Origin of the sequence: Pseudomonas sp. CC6-YY-74 (genome assembly GCF_002025205.1) — a bacterium.
GTDB classification, from domain to species: Bacteria; Pseudomonadota; Gammaproteobacteria; order Pseudomonadales; family Pseudomonadaceae; genus Aquipseudomonas; species Aquipseudomonas paeninsulae.
The window spans coordinates 1,525,492-1,544,607 of the sequence record NZ_CP019947.1; the positions used below are offsets into that span (position 1 = coordinate 1,525,492).

General features: G+C 59.5%; 14 protein-coding genes, 3 tRNA genes and 2 pseudogenes. 15 read left to right on the forward strand and 4 right to left on the reverse strand.

The window, feature by feature from the left end:
* Positions 1–6 precede the first annotated feature (6 nt).
* Positions 7–771 (forward strand): hypothetical protein, encoded by a 765-nt coding sequence (locus B2D37_RS07095; protein WP_218190375.1) that lies wholly within the window; start codon positions 7–9, stop codon positions 769–771.
* A gap of 21 nt (positions 772–792) precedes the next feature.
* Positions 793–1,101, forward strand: coding sequence for a hypothetical protein (locus B2D37_RS07100; protein WP_079202051.1), 309 nt, complete (start codon positions 793–795; stop codon positions 1,099–1,101).
* 598 nt (positions 1,102–1,699) lie between these two features.
* Here the strand turns inward: B2D37_RS07100 and B2D37_RS07105 are convergent.
* The 4 genes from B2D37_RS07105 to grxC form a co-directional block, all read right to left on the reverse strand.
* Positions 1,700–1,993, reverse strand: coding sequence for a hypothetical protein (locus B2D37_RS07105; RefSeq protein WP_079202052.1), 294 nt, complete (start codon positions 1,991–1,993; stop codon positions 1,700–1,702).
* 122 nt (positions 1,994–2,115) lie between these two features.
* A complete protein-coding gene (locus tag B2D37_RS07110; RefSeq protein WP_079202053.1) occupies positions 2,116–2,646 on the reverse strand; it encodes a hypothetical protein in 531 nt (176 codons plus the stop codon).
* The gene (locus B2D37_RS07115) at positions 2,627–3,673 is read right to left on the reverse strand and encodes a DUF3179 domain-containing protein (RefSeq protein WP_079202054.1); all 1,047 of its coding nucleotides are present in this window, start codon (positions 3,671–3,673) and stop codon (positions 2,627–2,629) included. The genes B2D37_RS07110 and B2D37_RS07115 overlap by 20 nt, the downstream gene beginning before the upstream one ends.
* A 12-nt stretch (positions 3,674–3,685) precedes the next feature.
* Positions 3,686–3,946 (reverse strand): glutaredoxin 3, encoded by a 261-nt coding sequence (grxC, locus tag B2D37_RS07120; RefSeq protein WP_079202055.1) that lies wholly within the window; start codon positions 3,944–3,946, stop codon positions 3,686–3,688.
* 1,451 nt (positions 3,947–5,397) lie between these two features.
* Here grxC and B2D37_RS07125 point away from each other — a divergent pair.
* The 13 genes and pseudogenes from B2D37_RS07125 (at position 5,398) to B2D37_RS07185 (ending at position 19,111) form a co-directional block, all read left to right on the forward strand.
* Positions 5,398–6,999, forward strand: coding sequence for a multicopper oxidase family protein (locus B2D37_RS07125; RefSeq protein WP_256573153.1), 1,602 nt, complete (start codon positions 5,398–5,400; stop codon positions 6,997–6,999).
* A gap of 23 nt (positions 7,000–7,022) precedes the next feature.
* The gene (locus B2D37_RS07130) at positions 7,023–7,706 is read left to right on the forward strand and encodes an SCO family protein (protein ID WP_079202057.1); all 684 of its coding nucleotides are present in this window, start codon (positions 7,023–7,025) and stop codon (positions 7,704–7,706) included.
* Between the two features lie 332 nt (positions 7,707–8,038).
* Positions 8,039–9,850 carry a multicopper oxidase family protein gene (locus tag B2D37_RS07135; protein ID WP_371915431.1) on the forward strand — a complete coding sequence of 604 codons (1,812 nt, stop codon included), beginning with the start codon at positions 8,039–8,041 and terminating at the stop codon, positions 9,848–9,850.
* 543 nt (positions 9,851–10,393) lie between these two features.
* A complete protein-coding gene (gene uvrY / locus B2D37_RS07140) occupies positions 10,394–11,038 on the forward strand; it encodes a UvrY/SirA/GacA family response regulator transcription factor (RefSeq protein ID WP_079202059.1) in 645 nt (214 codons plus the stop codon).
* Positions 11,039–11,066: 28 nt separating this feature from the next.
* Positions 11,067–12,890 carry an excinuclease ABC subunit UvrC gene (gene uvrC / locus B2D37_RS07145; RefSeq protein WP_154067168.1) on the forward strand — a complete coding sequence of 608 codons (1,824 nt, stop codon included), beginning with the start codon at positions 11,067–11,069 and terminating at the stop codon, positions 12,888–12,890.
* Positions 12,891–12,922: 32 nt separating this feature from the next.
* The gene (gene pgsA / locus B2D37_RS07150) at positions 12,923–13,483 is read left to right on the forward strand and encodes a CDP-diacylglycerol--glycerol-3-phosphate 3-phosphatidyltransferase (RefSeq protein ID WP_079202061.1); all 561 of its coding nucleotides are present in this window, start codon (positions 12,923–12,925) and stop codon (positions 13,481–13,483) included.
* Between the two features lie 67 nt (positions 13,484–13,550).
* A tRNA-Gly gene (locus tag B2D37_RS07155) sits at positions 13,551–13,626 on the forward strand.
* 541 nt (positions 13,627–14,167) lie between these two features.
* A pseudogene (locus B2D37_RS23560) lies at positions 14,168–14,455 on the forward strand (sugar ABC transporter substrate-binding protein); the annotation flags it as partial.
* Positions 14,455–14,997: pseudogene (locus B2D37_RS07165) on the forward strand (RraA family protein); the annotation flags it as partial. The pseudogenes B2D37_RS23560 and B2D37_RS07165, both read left to right, overlap by 1 nt.
* Before the next feature lie 225 nt (positions 14,998–15,222).
* Positions 15,223–15,296, forward strand: a tRNA-Cys gene (locus tag B2D37_RS07170).
* 113 nt (positions 15,297–15,409) lie between these two features.
* Positions 15,410–15,496: transfer RNA gene (locus tag B2D37_RS07175), tRNA-Leu, on the forward strand.
* A 168-nt stretch (positions 15,497–15,664) separates the two neighbouring features.
* Positions 15,665–15,901 (forward strand): hypothetical protein, encoded by a 237-nt coding sequence (locus B2D37_RS07180; RefSeq protein ID WP_079202064.1) that lies wholly within the window; start codon positions 15,665–15,667, stop codon positions 15,899–15,901.
* 282 nt (positions 15,902–16,183) lie between these two features.
* Positions 16,184–19,111 (forward strand): bifunctional diguanylate cyclase/phosphodiesterase, encoded by a 2,928-nt coding sequence (locus tag B2D37_RS07185; RefSeq protein ID WP_218190376.1) that lies wholly within the window; start codon positions 16,184–16,186, stop codon positions 19,109–19,111.
* Positions 19,112–19,116: the final 5 nt, after the last annotated feature.

The window sequence follows — 19,116 nt, forward strand, 5'->3', positions numbered from 1 at the left end:
CCCGCCATGAACGCCCAACTTCCCGCTTTCGATACCGCACTGCCCGATTGTGCGATCGAGCAGCCGCATGCCGAGCGGTTGAGTGCGGCAGAACGAACAGCACAACTGGCTGCGGCAGAAGAAGTTCGCCGCTGTCAGCGAGCCTTGAGCAAGGCCGGTCTCAATGTGGTCGGCGAATTGCTCAAGGGCCATGACGGCTTCTACGAGATGAATCATTACCCTGATGGCGATGTGTACGACCGTGATAGCCAAGCCCAGTACTACTACCACGCTCACCGTGAAGGTGGCCTGGAGCACGGGCATTTCCATACGTTCATCCGTGGGGAGGGCATCCCCAGCGCGTTGCAACCGCTGTCGGCGCCAGCGGGGAGTGAACCCTGGCCGAGCGGCGATGAGGCCATCGCCCATCTGATTGCCGTGTCCATGGATGCTTGGGGCCAGCCGATAGGGCTGTTCGCTTGCAATCGCTGGGTGACGGGCGAGACCTGGTATCCCGCCGCAGCGGTGAAACAGCTGTTGCCGACGTTTTGCATTGATCATGCCCATCCATCCTGGCCGGCCAATCTGTGGCTGACTGCACTGTTGCAGCTATTCCGACCCCATATCCAGGCGTTGATCGAGCACCGCGATCAGGTGATCGCAGCGTGGCAGGAGGCGCATCCAGGTGAGGATGTGTTCGAAGATCGCACGCTGGAGATCACCGGCTATTTACCCATTTCCGTCGACAGCTGGGTTCAGGCCCTGAACCAGGCCCAGGGCGTTCAGCCCTGAACCAGCTGCACGCTGGGGGACATGCTGATCGGTATCCTGGCCCTGTTGGCCGCGCTGGTCGCCACGCGTGCCGGTCCGCTTGCGCGTTGGCGCTGGCGACGGCTTGGGGCTGTCTCGGTCAGCTTCGGCCTCGCCTATACGGCGTTCAGCGAGTGGTTCAATACGGCCGTGCAGATGAGCTGGGCCTATTCCGAATGGATGCCGCTGACGCCCTTTCTTCCGCTCGGAGTCTCGCCACTGCTGCAATGGTTGCTGGTGCCGGCTATCGCTCTGGCCTGGGCCGTGCACCTCGGCGCTGGTGATTTGGCGCGTAGCGCAAGCAGGGCTTGACCCTGGCGTCGGCTCCAAGGACTACGCTGTTCGTGCAGGGAGCAGTTCATCGTTCGGATGGCCGCCTTGGTTGCACGATTTTTTCGCAGGAGAAAGCGCACATGCCATCGCGGTTGCCGTAGCCGGCGACGGTACGCTGTTCGCGGTCGATTTTGGCAATAGCCGCATACACAGATGGCGGCCGGTAAAGTCTTGAGCGTGGTGTCCACATTTGGCGGAGTGGAGTCGGAGGCCTGCTATGGGCCGACCCAGCAGCCGTAGTCGAGTCAGGCGCCGCGTAACCTGGCATAACGTGCCCCCGCTACAGATGACCACCGGTATGAGGACCCTGGCTTCGACGAACCACGCCATCAGCAGCAGGCTACTGACCCGCGCTTTCGACGGGTCGTCACCTGTGGAACCTTGCTCAACCAACCTGGGAGAAAAGACCACATGGGGTGGGCCTCCAGCGCCAGGGGCAAGAGTACGCGGCAAGGTAGTAGGAGCTTTTCAACGGTTTACGTCTCGGCGATTGGTTGGCACGTCCCTGTGCCGAGGGATGGGTAATGCCGGCTTTGTTGGCATCGCCCCCCTGTTTCAGACGGCAAAGTACATGCCCTCAATGGGGGCTGCCGTAGAGCGCTCTGTCCCTATGGATAGGCGACTTGAAGCTGGGCTCCGACTGTTCGATGCGCTCCTGCTGCTCGCGCGCACTACCCGCGGCAGTGGGCTGTTCCTTGATCATCTGAGCAAAGCGCTCAGTGGAGTCCTGGCTGGTGCGATTATTCACCACTGCCTGTTGCTCCAGGCGGTAGTCCATCAGCCGGCCACTGCCACCTTCGGCCTGTACCGTAGTCACGGCAGCGCCCATCATCAGTGCGGCCAGTGCCGTCATACTCAGTATCGTTTTCATGGTGTCATCCTCCAAAGATACGTTATGTACATTTAGGATGACTGGCGAGGCGCTTTGTTACAGGTGCCGTGCCGAGCGGAATGCGTTGCTAGCAGCCGTTGGTCGAAGCGCTTCGCTAGCAATTAGAGCAGCCACAGCACCCGGGGAGCGCCACGCTGCCGTTGCCAACAGCGGCTCAACACCAGCAGCAGCAGGGACAGCGGCAGCAGCCAGGCGAACAGGCCGACGAAGGCGCCGAGCCCCGGAATGCCCAACACCAGCAGCAGGCTGGGGGCGCAACAGGCGCCGCCGGCGAGCAGCGCCGGCCACAACCCTGCGCTCGACGCGGCCCCCTGGGACAACGAGCACCGGGCGTTGCCGCGCAACGTCAGGGCGCCGTGCAGATTGATCGCCAGCAAGAGTGCCAGTAACCCGGCCAAGGCCAGATTGGCCGGGCTGATCAGCAGCACCATAACGCCCAGCTCCAGCATGGCCACGGCCTCGAAATGCCAAGGCCCGCGGCGCGCCAATAGGCGTTGCCATTGCCAGTCCAGGGCCTGCCAGCTCCAGCCGGCTTGACCAATGTCCAGATCGCCGATGGCGTACAGGTAGAGCAGGGCATAGAGCACGGCCAGGCAGCCGATCAACCGTCTGTCAGGGCTGGGGCGAGCCATCGATCAGCACCGTTTGCGGGTAGAAGGCGTACCAGGCGAACCACATGGCGTCGAAGGCGTTGACCGCCTGCAACCCCTCAAGCACAGACGCTTGCGGGCCTTCGGCGGTAAACCTCAGGTTGGCCGGGTCCAGCTCGATCGGCGTGTCGGAGCGGTAGACCCAGCCAGTATCCAGTTGCTGGTCCGCTATGATCAGGAAGTGTTCATCGCCATGTTGGTAGTGCAGTACAGACTGTTTGCTCAGGTGCATCTTGTCGACGGCGATGGCCACCTGCTCGGTGCGAAAGCCGAGGATCATCTGCTTGTCTGGCAGGCGCGAATTCTGGTGCATGAGCGGGAACATGATGTGGGGCTCGGCATAATAGCCTTGCAGCGGCAGGTAGCTGCCGTAGGGATCACGGTTGTAGTTGCGCAGGGCGCCGGTTGTGCGGGACAGCACTTGGGTCTGCGGATGACGCGTCTGCCACCTGGCCCAGGTGGTCCAGACCACCCGCACTTCCTCCAGGCTGCGGCCCTTGGCCGGGCCATCGATGGCCACGCCGGCAATCTGCGACCAATGGCTGTCGCTGGCGCGGTCGTACATCACCACGTTGCTGTTGAGCAGCTTGCCGGAAACACCGAGGCTGGTGGCCCCGCGCTTGAAGCCGACGGCGGTGGCGGTGAGCGGACAGTAGGTGATGCTCAAGCCATCCTCACCCAGGCTGTCGTTGACGATCTCGTGCCAGACCAAAATACGCTGCGGATAGGCGCGCGCCTGCCCCTGGTGGTAGACGCCGAAGACGATGTCCTGTGGATCGAGAAAGCTATCCGCGCTTGCCGCGTCGGTGAAGCGTGGGCTGTCGATGGCTGGAATACCGTCCTTGCCGGGGCCGCCGGACAGCATGGCGTTCGCGTACTCCTCGTGACTGGCTGACAGCAGGCGGGCCGGCCCCTCCGGCGGAACGGCCAAGGCCGAGCCGCTGATACACAGACCCAGCGCCAGGGCTTGGCAAAGCGTGCGTGGGTGCCGTATTTGGCTGCTTCGCATGGGCTTCTCCGACTAGCGATCAGCCAGCAATGTTGCCAGTTCGCCGGCGCTATCGAGTCTGGCCAGGTCGTCGTAGCCGCCAACATGCCGTGCGCCGATGAAGATCTGTGGCACCGTGCGTCTTCCAGTCTTTTCGATCATCGCGCGCAGGGCCTGGGGATCCACATCGACCCTGATTCTGCTCAGCGGGCCGGCATCACGGCGCGCCAGTAACTGCTCGGCCATGCGGCAATAAGGGCAGTGTTGGCTGGTGTAGAGGGTCACGTTACTCATGGCGCTATCTCGCTATGACGGGGCGAAGAGGTCGCTCCGGTTTGATTGAGATACACCAGCAGGGACTTTGTTACAGGCCGCAGAGTGGGCGTAGATTCAGGCCGCTCTGCGACCGCACCGACGGGCAGGCCAGGTGTCAATCCATGCCGCAGAAGGGTAGGCAATTGCTGGCTACTGTTGAGCGCGTGTGGCCGGGGCCTGCCTGCTGCGCATGAGATAGATTTCGAGCGCCAATCAGCGGGCGTTCGCTGTAACCGGCGCGCGAGGAAAGTTTCGACTGCTTCGAGGGCAGACCGCGGGTGTGGAACAGGTCTATTGGGCAGCACTTGGCAGCCTGCAAATGGTCAGCTTGGGTTGCAAGCCATGCTTGCCGCGCCACTGCTTAGCGCGGTTGCTGGCGCTGCCTGCCGGGCTGTTGGTGAGCATCTGGTTGATCTTCTATGCCCCGCCCCGGTGGCGCGCTTCGGTGCATCTTGACTGTAGGCGCTGCTTTGGCGCTAAACGCCCCAAGCGGGTGAAGCGCTCGTCTCGACACTCTGCCGTTCTTATAGGTATCGCCGTGCTCCTCCGGCAGTACGGAGCGATCACCTGCGAGCGCTGTTATAGCTCAAACGCTGTGGGTGATGACGGCAAAATGCCATTTTGAATAAATAAATATAATTAAAACAATGTGATAAACAATCTAATGTCGAGTTGATATTGATCCCGACGAATCCTTGACAAGAGACAAGGTCGATCCTTTAGTTAACGGTGGGAGAGGGGTGACTTTGTACGTTTTTGTGCAGGGTGGGCATGGCAGTAGGTGTCAGCACCAACACAACAGGAGTGCGTCATGGACAGGGCAAGACTCATTCGAGTCGTGATGGAGTCTGTGTTTGATCTGGCTTTTTCCGCTCACCTGCGTGGGCCTCCTTTCTATGAGTGGTAGCCCGGGTAACGTACCGCAGTGCTGCCATTAGCTTGACCTCCCTCTTCCAGCAGACAACAGAGCACTGACGAGCAGACGCGATTCAGCGCTGGCGCGCATGCCCGCTATTTAATGCCATGGGTGCCACCCAGTTTTCTTCGCCGCGAGCGGAGCACGATTTTTACCTGGCCATACCAGAGGCATGGTCGCGTGAGAACAACGTTGGGAGGGTAGGGTCATGAATTCAAAATTTTTGGCAACCGTGGACAAGCTTGAGCTAGGCACCTGGCAAGTATCCATCAAAGCCGGTGGCTGGGAGCCGCGACCAACAAGCGGTCATGCGTTACTGACAGGAGGTGAGGGGCGGCGCTCATTTCTCAAATTCACCGCCGCTGCGATGGCGGCGCCACTGCTGTTTGCATCGCCCGATAGCAGTGCCAGGCGGCGGCGCGCACCCGATCCGGAGCCAGACCCGGTTCCAGAACCCGGCCCGGCGGTATTGCCGCCCAGCCCACCAACCACGCCCTGGGTGCAGTTTCTGCCTGTGGCCATCACACCGCTGCAACCGGTCACCTTAAACCCTGAACCCACCGGTGATCCGCGCCCCGCAGATGGCGAATGCGGCCGCAGTCAGCACCAGCGCTGGGCTGAGCTGTACGCCACACCACGGCAATATCCACCGGCGCACTATGAACTGAGCGTCAAGGAAAATCCGGCCTGGGTGTTCAATCCGGCCTATCCGCCGCAGCGCATCTGGGGCTTCGCCATCGGTGACGGTGCGGCGACAACCCCGGGGCCGACCTTCATGGCCCGTTATGGCCAGCCGGTGATCGTGCGCTTCAAGAATCGCCTGCCGCAGAACCATGTCGGCTTCGGTTCGCCGGAGATCTCGATGCATTTGCACAATGCGCACATCGGCTCGGAAAGCGATGGCTTCCCTGGTGATTACTACAGTCCGGTCAAGTCTGGGCCAACCCTGGCAGGGCCGGGGCTGTGGAAGGATCACTTCTACTCGAATATTTATTCTGGCTATGACCAGATGCAGAATGGCATCGGCGACGAACGCGAGGCGCTGGGCACCCTCTGGTATCACGACCACACCTTCGACTTCACCGCGCCCAACCTGTACCTGGGCATGGCCGGGTTTTACCTGCTGTATGACCACATCGACTCGGGCAATGAGCGCGATTCAGATCCGCGCGCCCTACGCCTGCCGAGTCACCCCTACGATTACCCGCTGAGCTTCGGCGACCGTCGCTTCGATGCCAGTGGCCGGCTGGTCTATGACCAGGTAGGCCCTGAAGGCACGCTCGGCGACAAAATCGCGGTCAACGGCAAGATTGAGCCGGTGCTCAAGGTGGCCGCACGCAAATACCGCTTCCGTCTGCTCGATATCGGCCCTAGCCGGACCTACGAGTTCTTCCTGCAGAAGGCCAACGGCGTGTCGCAGACCTTCACCTACATCGGCAACGACGGCAACCTGCTGCCTGCGCCGCTGAGGAACCATGTCAGCGTTCACATCGCCGTGGCCGAGCGCGCCGACATCGTCATCGACTTCTCCCGATATCCAATCGGTACCGAGTTATATCTGGTCAATCGAATGGTACAGACCGAGACCCGCCAGCCCAATGGTTTGGGCGCGGCGACCCGGGTACTGAAGTTCATCGTCGACCGCTATCCACCTGAGCAAGACCTGAGCCAGGTGCCGAATGTGCTGCGTGAATTGCCCCCGCTTGATCCTGCGGAGATCGCCGCTGCGCCGATACGCCGTTGGGTATTCGAGCGCAAGAACGGCATGTGGGCGATCAACGGACAGTTCTTCAACCCCAATAGTGCGCGGGCGGTGGTCCCCAAGGGCGGCGCCGAGGTCTGGGAGCTGGTGAATATCGACAACGGCTGGGACCACCCGATTCATATTCACTTCACGGAGGGGCGCATCCTCAGTAAGACCAAGGATGGCGTAGCAGTGCCGGTACCAGCGCACGAGCTCGGCCGTAAGGATGTGTATGTGCTCGAGGGCGCATCGACCATCCGGATGTTCCTGCGCTTCCGCGATTACACCGGCAAATACGTCATGCACTGCCATAACCTGATCCACGAAGACCACGCAATGATGTTGCGCTGGGACATCAAAGAAGACGACTAGTCGCTGAGACTGGAGGAATTTCTATGAACACTCGAAGAAAGCTCCTGGCCGGAATAGGCACGGCGGCACTGGGCGGACTGTTGTGGAATAGCGCTGCGCTGCAGGCGCATGAGGTATTCGAGTCGGCCGATATCGACATGGCCGACGCCAATCTGGACGCCGTGCAGAGCAGCTATTTTCCCAACGTCTGGCTCGACAGCCACGAGGGCAAACGAGTTCGCTTCTACGACGATTTGGTGCGCGGCAAGATAGCCGTCATCAACTTCATGTTCGTGCAGTGCGGCGACATCTGCCCGACCATGACCGCCAACCTGCGCAAGGTGCAAACGCTGCTGGGCGAGCGCATGGGGCAAGACATTTTCATGTACTCGATCAGCCTGCAACCGTTGATGGATACGCCGGAAGTGCTCAAGGCCTACGCCGAGATGCATCGCGTGCAGCCGGGCTGGCAGTTCCTCACCGGTACGGAGGCCGACATCAAACGCCTGCGTTATGGGCTGGGCTTCTATGACCCGGTCGAAGAAGTGGATAGAAACATCGGTACCCACACCGGCATGTTGCGCATCGGTAACGACCGCAGCGAACGCTGGACCATGGCGCCGGCACTGGCCGACCCTGAGCGGATTCTGGCCACCATCAACCATGTCGATTCCGCCATGGTGCACACGGCGTACCGGCCCGAAGGTTCTGCTGGCGGTCTCGGTTAGGCACCGCCGGTGTTTGTGCAACGCACGGGTCTGGTCAGGGTGTTATGCCTTGGTTGCGGCTCGACGCGTCGGGCGATGTGCTCAGCGTCCGCCAGGACCTTGGAGTATGTCTCTAGGCGGTTCGGCCCCATTCTGGCACTGAGATAATTTCTTCTGGCCAGGGGCTGGGCAGGTTTAGCAGGGAGGATAAACAGCTTGGGGTGAGTAAGAGGGTTATACCCATGAAATCCCGATCCTTGGTAGACGAACAGAAAAAGCTGCAAGTGAGTGAACAGGAGGTCACGCACATATCAGCCAATGAGGCAGCGCCGACGCCCAGGGCGGAGGACTCGGTGCAAGGCGCCGCTCGGCGCAGCTTCCTTAAACTGACGGGCGCGGCATTGGCTGCCCCCCTGTTACTGAGTTCATCCGGCAGCGGCGCCAAGAGTCGTCGGCGTAGAGATGACGACGAAGATGACAAGAATGACGATGCCCCGGCACCACAGTTGACCAGCCCGCCGACCATTCCCTGGCAGATTGGCTTGCCTGTGGCGGTCGATCAGCTGCAACCCGTCACCCTCGATCCACCGCCCATGGAAGCCGCCAATACCGCTGCGGGTGAGGCCGGGCGTGCCCCGCATCAGCGCTGGAATGAGCTGTACGTAAGCGCGCGGCAGTACCCGCCGATCCATTACCAATTGAGCGCCAAGGAAAATCCCGCTTGGGTCTTCAACCCGGCCTACCCGCCACAGCGCATCTGGGGTTATGAAGGCAACGTGCCAGGGGCGACTACACCTGGACCGACCATCTTCGCCTACTACGGACAGCCGACCATCGTGCGCATGCATAACCGCCTGCCGCAGGACCACGTCGGTTTCGGCACGCCAGAGATCTCCACCCACCTACACAACATGCACGGAGCCTCGGAGAGCGATGGCTACCCAGGCGACTACTACAGCGCCAACAAGGCCGGCCCGACCCTGGCCTCGCCGGGTGAGTTCAAGGACCACTGTTACACCAATATCTACGCTGGCTACGATGAGCAGCAAAATGGTATCGGCGACCCGCGCGAGGCGCTGGGCACGCTGTTCTACCACGACCACACGCTGGACTTTACCGCGCCAAATGTAGTGCGTGGCCTGATGGGGTTTTATCTGCTGTTCGATCATATCGACTCGGGTGATGAACACGACCCCAGCCCAAGCGCCCTGCGCTTACCCAGCTACCCCTATGACTACCCATTGGACTTTTCCGACCGAGTGTTCGACCAGAATGGGATCATGTTCTGGGATCAGGTCAATCCCGAAGGGGTGCTCGGCGACAAGGTGATAGTCAACGGCTATATCGAGCCAGTGCTGAGAGTGGCCGCGCGCAAGTACCGCCTGCGTCTGCTCAACGGTGGCCCGAGTCGCTTCTATGAGTTCTATCTGGTCAAACCCAACAACGTGGTGCAGACCTTCACGTACATAGGCAACGACGGCAACTTGCTGCCGGCGCCACTGTTTAATCAATACAGGGTGCGCCTGGCTGTGACCGAGCGTGCCGATATCGTCGTGGACTTTGCCAGGTATCCCATCGGTACCGAGCTGTATCTGGTCAACCGCCTCGAACAATTCGAGACGCGGCGACCCAAGGATGTGAAAGCGCCTGGCACCCGGGTGCTGAAGATCATCGTTGATCGTTACCCGCCGGAGCAGGACGTCAGCCAGGTGCCCACGGCATTACGCGAGTTACGTCCGTTCGACCAAGAGGAAATCGATGACGCCAAGGTGCGGCGCTGGGACTTCGACCGGCGCAACGGCATGTGGGCAGTCAATGGCAAGTTCTTTGACCCTGCGGTCTCTAATGCCAAGATCAAGCAAGGCGCTGTTGAGGTCTGGGAGTTGGTGAATGTCGATGATGGCTGGAGCCACCCGATTCACATTCACTTCGAGGAAGGGCGCATTCTCAGCAAAACCCGAGAGGGCAAAGCAGTGCCGGTGCCACCCCATGAACAGGGGCGCAAAGACGTTTTCGTGCTTGAGGAAGACTCGACTATCAGGGTGCTGATACGTTTTCGCGACTTCCTCGGCAAGTACCCGATGCACTGCCACAACCTGATCCACGAGGACCACGCGATGATGGTGCGCTGGGACATCGAGAAGGATGACAGTGGTCGCAGTTGAGGGCCTGCGGATATCACGAACTAAGGGGCGTGTTTCCGATGACGTGCCCCCTCACGACAACCGTCCTCAACCGCCGATGCCGACCAGCCAGTGATATTCAATAACTCAGGGAGTGCGCCGCGCCCCCTGATGCACTCAGCCCATGCCGCCGCAATAGCTAAGCCGTTGCGACTGCATGGGTTGCCTATTGCGGCGATTCAATCGACTGCTTGGCTCCGCCGAAGCTCCTGCACCCATGATGCAAAATCCTTGTGTATACTCGCGGCAGCTCAAAAGTCATGTCTATTCGAAAAACCCGGAATGCTTTCCAGAGTGAGTTTTTATAAGTCATTGAAATTGAATGATTTATTCTTAACTCTGGTTCGGGCGTCGTGTCTCCAGGCTGGCGCAATGCAGTTGTCGAATCAATATTTTGTAGTATTTTTGACGCTTGGTTTTTGGCGATAATCCGCCAATTTAGAGCCGGCTGGAGGCTTATTGCTATGACAGCGGCAACCGATCCAGAGCGCTGCATTGAGCGGCTGACGCAGAACGAGGTTCCGCTTGATTAGGGTGCTGGTGGTCGATGACCACGATCTGGTCCGTACAGGTATTTCACGAATGCTGGCCGATATCGAAGGCCTGCAGGTCGTAGGGCAAGCCGATTCAGGTGAAGAGTCGCTGAAGAAAGCCCGCGAATTGAAGCCCGACGTGGTTCTGATGGACATCAGGATGCCCGGCATCGGCGGCCTCGAAGCGACTCGCAAACTCCTCCGCAGCCACCCCGAGCTGAAAGTCGTCGCGGTGACTGCCTGCGAAGAGGACCCTTTTCCCACACGTTTGCTGCAGGCAGGTGCCGCTGGCTATCTGACCAAGGGCGCTGGCCTGGCCGAGATGGTGCAGGCCATTCGTCAGGTGTTCGCCGGGCAGCGTTACCTCAGTCCGCAAATCGCTCAGCAATTGGCCCTCAAGTCATTTCAGCCGCAAACCAATAACTCGCCCTTCGACCTGCTGTCCGAGCGCGAGATTCAGATCGCCCTGATGATCGCCGGCTGCCAGAAGGTGCAGAGCATCTCCGACAAGCTGTGCCTGTCGCCGAAAACGGTCAATACTTACCGTTATCGAATCTTTGAAAAATTGTCGATTACCAGCGATGTGGAGCTTGCCTTGCTCGCCGTACGCCATGGCATGGTCGATGCCAACAGTTGAGCTGTCTACTGAGCTGCCTGCGGTTGAAGTGCGCGCCCCGTTCGACCCCAGCGCCTTTCTCGCCACCTGCAGCGGCCGCCCAGGCGTGTACCGCATGTTCGATGTGGACGCCAAGCTGCTCTATGTCGGCAAAGCGAAAAACCTGAAAAAGCGCCTGGCCAGCTACTTTCGCAAGAACGGTCTGGCGCCGAAGACTGCAGCACTGGTCGGCCGGATCGTTCAGGTCGAAACCACCATCACCGCCAATGAAACCGAAGCCTTGCTGCTCGAACAGACGCTGATCAAGCAATGGCGGCCGCCTTACAACATCCTGCTGCGCGACGACAAATCCTATCCCTACGTATTTTTATCGGATGGTGATTACCCGCGGCTGAGTATCCATCGCGGGGCGAAGAAGCAGAAGGGCCGTTATTTTGGCCCATACCCCAGCGCTGGGGCGATCCGTGAAAGCCTCAGCCTGCTGCAAAAAGCCTTCCTGGTGCGCCAGTGCGAAGACAGTTACTTCAAGAATCGCACGCGGCCGTGCCTGCAGTACCAGATCAAGCGCTGCAAGGGACCGTGTGTTGGTCTGGTCGATCCAGCGGAATATGCCGAGGACGTGCGGCATTCGGTGATGTTCCTCGAAGGTCGCAGCAATGCCCTTGGCGATGAGCTGTCCAGCGCCATGCAGCAAGCCGCGGCGACCCTGGATTTCGAGCGTGCAGCCGAGTTGCGCGACAAGATGGCCCTGCTGCGCCGCGTGCAAGACCAACAGAGCATGGAGGGCGGTAGCGGCGATGTCGATGTAGTCGCGGCCATGGTCAATCCGGGTGGTGCCTGTGTGCACCTGATCAGCGTGCGTGGCGGCCGCGTGCTCGGCAGCAAGAACTTCTTCCCGCAAGTGGCGATCGAGGAAGATGTCAGCGCGGTATTGCTGGCCTTCCTGGCCCAGTACTACCTGGGCAACCAGGAGCGAGAGCTGCCTGCCGAGCTGATCGTCAACGCGCAACATGAAGACTTCCCCACGCTTATCGCGGCGCTCGGCGAGTCGCGTGGCGTTGAGTTGAGTATCAGTTATCGGGTACGCGGAACCCGCGCGCGCTGGCAGCAGTTGGCGGTGACCAACGCCGAACAGGCGCTCGGCGCTCGCCTTGCCAGCCGCCAGCATGTGGCCGCCCGCTTCGAAGCCCTTGCCGAGGCGCTGGGCATGGACGAGGTACCGCAGCGCCTCGAATGTTTCGATATCAGCCACTCCAGCGGCGAGGCCACGGTGGCGTCCTGTGTGGTATTCGGCCCGGAAGGACCGCTGAAATCCGATTACCGGCGCTACAACATTGAAGGGGTCACCGCAGGCGATGATTACGCTGCGATGCACCAGGCCCTGACTCGGCGCTTCAGCAAGATCAAGGACGGCGAGGGCAAGCTGCCGGATGTCCTGCTGGTCGACGGCGGCAAGGGGCAACTGGCCATGGCCCGAGACGTGCTGAATGAATTGGCCGTTCCTGAGTTGATTCTGCTTGGTGTGGCCAAGGGTGCGACGCGCAAACCGGGCCTGGAAACCCTCTACCTCAATGATGCCGCCCATGATTTCACCCTGCCAGGCAACTCACCGGCCCTGCATCTGATCCAGCAGATTCGTGACGAATCGCACCGCTTTGCCATTACCGGGCACCGTGCCCGGCGCGGCAAGACCCGGCGCACGTCAAGCCTGGAGGAGGTCGCCGGGGTAGGGCCGAAGCGGCGCCGCGAGCTACTCAATCACTTCGGCGGCCTGCAGGAATTGTCTCGGGCCAGCAGCGAAGAAATCGCCAAGGCGCCGGGAATCAGTAAAAAGCTTGCAGAGCTGATTTATGCCGCACTGCACAGCGAGTAGAATGCCGGCTCACCTTGCAGCCAGTTGTGCCGATGAATATCCCTAACCTGCTTACCGTGCTCCGCGTAGCACTGATCCCAATCTTCATTCTGCTGTTCTACCTGCCATTCAGCTGGAGTTATTGGGCCGCTAGTGCAGTTTTCACGATTGCCGCAGTTACCGACTGGCTCGATGGTTTCCTGGCGCGTCGCTGGGAGCAGAGCACGCCCTTCGGTGCCTTTCTCGATCCGGTCGCCGATAAGTTGATGGTCGCGGTCGCACTGGTCTTGTTGGTGGCCGAGCATGCCAACCTATGGCTGACGTTGCCCGCGGCGATCATCATTGGCCGCGAAATTGTCGTCTCGGCCTTGCGTGAATGGATGGCCGAACTCGGTGCGCGCGCGCATGTCGCCGTGTCCGAGTTGGCCAAATGGAAAACCGCAGCACAAATGGTTGCCTTGATCATGCTGCTGGCGAACCCGCCCTTGTTCACATTCTGGGTTCTGCTCGGCTACGGGCTTCTGATCGTCGCCGCCATCCTGACCTTGTGGTCGATGCTGCAGTATCTGCTGGCGGCCTGGCCGCACCTCAGTACTTCCATTGAAAAGAAATAAACTTTTTTGAATCAAGGGGTTGACGGGGCGTTCTGAGGATATACAATGGCGCTCGTCTACAAGACAAGCGGGAATAGCTCAGTTGGTAGAGCACGACCTTGCCAAGGTCGGGGTCGCGAGTTCGAGTCTCGTTTCCCGCTCCAAAATTTACTTCGCAAGCTTCATCGAAGCTGCGCGGTACAGAAAAGCGACCTTAGGGTCGCTTTTTTTCGTTATGGCTTTCGCCAATCTTCATTCAGGCCCTGATCCCTGCGTGCGCACCCTGCGCTGCAAGCGCCTGTGCAGAAAAATTCAACGCCATCAACGCCATCAACGCCATCAACGCCATCAATGTCAGCCCGTGGTCCGCTGCGCTATCGAATACGCCGAGTCGCTGGGCTAGTGCAGTCAGCTCCGTGCCGCCGAAACCGCTGCCTGCAGATTCAGGACAACTGGCGTCGTGACAAATCTCCGCGGTAATCCTGCCTAATGAAGGCATAAATGATTTGGCCTGCAGTGTTGATAAAAATTCGAATTAATCACATTTGAACGAGTCCTTAACTCGCCGAACGCCTGCGGGCGTCGGAGCGCACCATCAAGCGTTATATGGCGCAAGCCGCCTGTTGCTCGTGCCGTGATGCGTCCTGTGCCCTCGGCTGGGGTCCGTAAGGTGGCAAGAGCGGCTGGGCAATGGTTGGCGCTGCTTGCCGGGTGTCGGTGAATGGCGGCACGGTGCAACTGCAGCCCTTGCAGGGGCCGGCATTGGCGTTGCGCGGCGGTCGGCGGGGTGCGGGTGTAGGCGCGGTGGAGCCGTTCGATGCACTTGCGCCAGCCTGACGCGAGTGCATGCTGCTGGCGCACAGCCAGCCGCTGGGAGCGTTCCTGCAGGAGTTGATCGCCCACCGGCCGGGCGTGCTGCGCTGGGCGGCGGAGCTCGAGGCGCTACGCGTCGCCGGTAGTTTTCGCCTGGAGGACACCTATAGTGTGCTGGCGCCACCTCGACCATCGGGCACCTGCGCGGCATCAGGCTGCTGCTCAACGACACCCGCATGGTCGGCAACGTGGTCACCGTCAAAGTGTTCAGTCCCGCGGGCAGCGTTATCCGTGAAGCCCTGCTATTGAGCGAACCGGGCGACGTGCTGGTTATCGAGTGCGTTGGCGATGAGGCGTGTGCCTGCTGGGGCGAGCTGCGCACTTTGGCCGGACTGATCAAGGGGCTGGCCGGGGTGGTCGTAGCGGGAGCCGTCACCGATGTCAGTGCGTTGCGTCGGCATCGTCTGCCAATCTTTTGCCGCAGCGTCAGCGCGTTCACCACCCGCAGCATGGGAGAGACGGGGGAGGTCAACCAGCCGATCAAGGTAGGTGAAATCAGTGTGCAGCCTGGGGATTTGGCCATCGGCGATGATGACGGTGTCTTTATCCTCGCGGCACAGCGGGCCCATGAACTGCTCCCTGGGTTATTGGCGAAAGAGCAAATGGACCAGGCCCGCCGGGACGAATTCATGCAGAAGCTCAAGGCTCGCCGGCTTTGCTAATCAGCGCGCGCATGCCGCGTCTCACGCGTTATCGATGGAGCTGCGGCGAATTATTTTTAGCCTGTTATTGACATGACCGGCGAAGCAGTCCAGAATTGCGTCCATTCCTGATTATGGAGCTATAAAACTCTATATATATCAAAGAGTTGTAAGCTTGATCAGAGTCTTATTTTACGCTGTAACTGCTGTCCCGCTGGCCGTTTAGAACGGCCCGTTTAGTTTCAAGGCTGAGTAGCAGAGTGGTTATGCACCGGATTGCAAATCCGTGAACGCCGGTTCGATTCCGACCTCAGCCTCCAATTCAAAGCCTCGTAGATCAATGATTTACGAGGCTTTTTTATTGAGTACTGGAAACCTTGCGAGCCACGCAGGGGCTCTATATAGTCCAAAGCCTTGCTTTAAAAGCGCTACCGCCCGAATGGCGAAATCGGTAGACGCAAGGGACTTAAAATCCCTCGAGGGTAACCTCGTGCCGGTTCGATTCCGGCTTCGGGCACCATCTGCAGTCAAGCAAAAAGGCCAACCTCCATGAGGTTGGCCTTTTTGCTTTGCGTGTCCCACGCCTGGGCCTGATTCTCAGGTTTGTTCTGGTCAAGCCTCCGTAAGCGATCCACGCTGCCTTGACCGACCCATCGCGCGCGGACAGGCCATTCGCATGATCGGGACAATGCTCAATATCACTGAGCGCAGACAGGCTGAAGATGCGCTGCGGGTTAACGAGGAGCGTCTGCGGATGGCCCTTGGTGCTACGCCTGTCGCGGTATTTTTCCAGGACAAGGAATTACGCTACACATGGATCTACAATTCTAAATTGGCAGTACCTGCCAAGCAGTTTCTCGGTAAGACCGATGCCGACCTGTTGCCGGCAGAGGCCGCAGCCAGCTTGACCGCAATCAAAGGGTAAGTACTGGAGAGCGGGGTGGGAACGCGGCGGCGAGTTCATTGCGATTTCTATGGCAAACCGGCCTCTTGTGCTTTGACCGTGGAAGCGCTGCGTGATGATTCAGGCAGCATCATCGGTATGACCGGCGTATCAATTTAGGTCACCGATCAGCAGCATCAGGATGTAGTGCACGCAAGGCCGAATCCACACCCCCAGGGTGAATAAGGGCTGCCAATGAAAGATAAGGATGCTCTACAACAGTGCGTCCCCCCGTCGGCGAGCTCGGGGGAGGGGTTGCGCCAGATGGCGGAAGACATAATTGGCGATGATGCGCTGGACTCGCGCAAAAACCTGCCGCTCCTGACGCCAACTGCGATGCAGCAGGCTTTGCATGAGCTGCGCGTGCACCAGATCGAACTGGAGATGCAGAACGAGGAGCTGCGTCAGGCGCAGACCAAGATCGAAGATGCGAAAGAGCGCTATTTCGATCTCTATGACCTGGCCCCGATTGGCTACCTGACGCTCAACGTGCAGGGCTCGATCCTCCAGGCCAACTTGACGTCTACCCATCTACTTGAAGTGGTTCGCACCGAGTTGATCAAGCAGCCGATCACGCGCTTCATCTATCGTGACGACCAGGATATTTTCTACCAGCTGTGTAAACGGCTGATCACCACAGGTGAGCCACAGACGTGCGAACTGCGCATGGTCAAAAGTGGCGGGGCGGTACTGTGGGCATACTTGGACGCAACCAAGGCTGAAGACGAGAGCGGCGCACCGGCATTGCGTATCGTGCTGAGCGATTTCAGCGCACGCAAGCGCGCGGAAGACGCACTGCAGGAAAGCTACCAGGCCCTGCACAGCATTCTGGACGCGACCCTCGACGGCTTTTGGCGCGTTGATGCTCACGGCAACATTCTCGATGTAAACCCGACCTACTGCGAGCAATCGGGTTACCGCCGTGAAGAACTGCTGAGGATGAACGTCCTCGACCTGGAGGCAGAGGAGTGCGCCGCCGCCACAGCGAAACAGACCCTCACCCTGATCGAAACCGGACATGGGCAGTTCGAGTCTATCCATCGGCGCAAGAACGGATCCCTCTGGCAGGTCGAGGTCAGCAGTACTTATCGCGCGGCGGCCGGGGGGCAGTTTTTTGTGTTCCTGCGTGATATTTCCAAGCGCAAACAAGCCGAAGAAAAACTTCAGCTCGCGGCCAACGTGTTCTCCCATTCCCGCGAAGGCATCATGATTACCGCGGCCGATGGCAGCATAATCAATGTCAATGCCGCATTTACCTACATCACTGGCTACAGTCGCGACGACGCCATAGGACAGACCCCGCGAATTCTCAGTTCGGGCCGCCATACCAGCGAGTTTTACGAGTCCATGTGGCACAGCCTGAGCCAAAAAGGCCATTGGTACGGTGAGATCTGGAACAGGCGCAAAAACGGCGAAATTTATGCCGAGATGCAAACCATCAGTAGCGTGCGCGACTCCAACGGTGACGTCGTCCAGTACGTTGCGCTGTTCTCGGATATCACCGAAATCAAGGCGCACCAGAGCAAGCTCGAACATATCGCGCACTACGACGCCCTGACCTCGCTGCCCAACCGCGTGCTCTTGGCCGATCGCCTGCAGCATGCCATCGCTCAAGCGCAACGACGCGGACAACTGCTGGAAGTCGTCTACCTGGATTTGGACGGTTTCAAGGCGATCAACGACAAGTACGGGCATGAGGCCGGGGACAAACTGCTGATTGCCCTGTCGGCCATCATGAAACAGGCGCTGCGCGAGTGCGACACCCTGGCCCGTATTGGTGGCGATGAGTTCGTTGCGGTGCTGGTCGACCTGCCGGATGTAGCCACCAGCATGCCAATGCTCAGCCGGCTACTCGCCGCGGCGGCGCAAGTGGTGCATGTGGGCGACCTGGCGCTGCAAGTGTCGGCCAGCATGGGGGTGACCTTCTGCCCGCAGCATAATGAGGTGGACGCGGATCAACTGATGCGTCAGGCCGATCAGGCCATGTATCAGGCCAAATTGTCCGGCAAGAATCGTCTGCATTTCTTCGATGTCGAGCACGATCGCAGTGTGCGCGGCCATCACGAAAGCCTGGAACACATTCGCCTGGCACTGGCAGAGCGCGAGTTCGTCCTCTACTACCAGCCCAAGGTGAATATGCGCACTGGCGAGGTCATCGGGGTCGAGGCCCTGATCCGCTGGCTACACCCACAGCGAGGGCTTTTGGCTCCGGCGATATTTCTGCCGGTGATCGAGGATCATCTGCTGGCAATTGAAATCGGTGAATGGGCAATAAATCGAGCTCTGGCCCAGATGGAAGAGTGGCTCAAGCTCGGGCTGGACATCGAAGTCAGTGTCAACATCGGTGCTCGTCAGTTGCAGCAGAAGAACTTCGTTGAGCGCCTGCAAGCCATTCTCAAAGCCCATCCGCAAGTCAAACCCTCGCGTTTGCAACTGGAGATTCTGGAGACCAGCGCGCTGGAGGACGTTGCACATGTGTTCCAGGTAATCGAGGCCTGCCGGGAAATCGGTGTGATGTTCGCACTGGATGATTTTGGCACGGGTTATTCCTCACTTACCTACCTGAAACATCTACCGGTAGCCTTGCTCAAAATCGACCAGAGTTTCGTCTTCGGCATGCTCGATGACCCGGATGACCTGTCCATTCTCAAGGGTGTAGTTGGCCTGGCCAGCGCATTTCGCCTTGAAGTCATTGCCGAAGGCGTCGAAAGCCTGGAACACGGCGCTCTATTACTGCAACTGGGTTGCGAGCAGGCTCAGGGGTTTGGTATCGCCGCGCCAATGGCTGCAGACGAACTACCCCACTGGGTTGCGACGTGGTGGCAGAGTTCGGATTGGTGCAACTTGCCATCGGCGAGCAAAGCAGACTTGGTGCGCCTGATGGCTAGCGTCGAACTGCGCGCCTGGATCAAGGCCATGGACAACTACCTCAGGGGCGAGCGTACGACCCCGCCGCCCCTGGATCGGCAACAGAGTTACTTCGCTCAATGGCTGAAAAGTGCCGGCCTGGATCAGCGTGCCACTTATCCGTCCTTTGCTGTCGTCAACGAGTTGCATACGCAGATTAATGTGCTGGCGAGTGAAGTCTGTGCCCTGCATAGCAAGGGTCGTGACGCGCAGGTACAGGCAAGGCTCGGCGAACTTCATGACCTGCAGGACACCATGCTTGAACAGTTGCAAGCGCTGACCTAGGAAGC

Coding starts and splice junctions, on each gene's coding strand:
- B2D37_RS07095 (WP_218190375.1), top strand. CDS start 7: ATGAACGCCCAACTTCCCGCTTTCGATACCGCACTGCCCGATTGTGCG.
- B2D37_RS07100 (WP_079202051.1), top strand. CDS start 793: ATGCTGATCGGTATCCTGGCCCTGTTGGCCGCGCTGGTCGCCACGCGT.
- B2D37_RS07105 (WP_079202052.1), bottom strand. CDS start 1,993: ATGAAAACGATACTGAGTATGACGGCACTGGCCGCACTGATGATGGGC.
- B2D37_RS07110 (WP_079202053.1), bottom strand. CDS start 2,646: ATGGCTCGCCCCAGCCCTGACAGACGGTTGATCGGCTGCCTGGCCGTG.
- B2D37_RS07115 (WP_079202054.1), bottom strand. CDS start 3,673: ATGCGAAGCAGCCAAATACGGCACCCACGCACGCTTTGCCAAGCCCTG.
- grxC (WP_079202055.1), bottom strand. CDS start 3,946: ATGAGTAACGTGACCCTCTACACCAGCCAACACTGCCCTTATTGCCGC.
- B2D37_RS07130 (WP_079202057.1), top strand. CDS start 7,023: ATGAACACTCGAAGAAAGCTCCTGGCCGGAATAGGCACGGCGGCACTG.
- pgsA (WP_079202061.1), top strand. CDS start 12,923: ATGAATATCCCTAACCTGCTTACCGTGCTCCGCGTAGCACTGATCCCA.
- B2D37_RS07180 (WP_079202064.1), top strand. CDS start 15,665: ATGCTCAATATCACTGAGCGCAGACAGGCTGAAGATGCGCTGCGGGTT.
- B2D37_RS07185 (WP_218190376.1), top strand. CDS start 16,184: ATGGCGGAAGACATAATTGGCGATGATGCGCTGGACTCGCGCAAAAAC.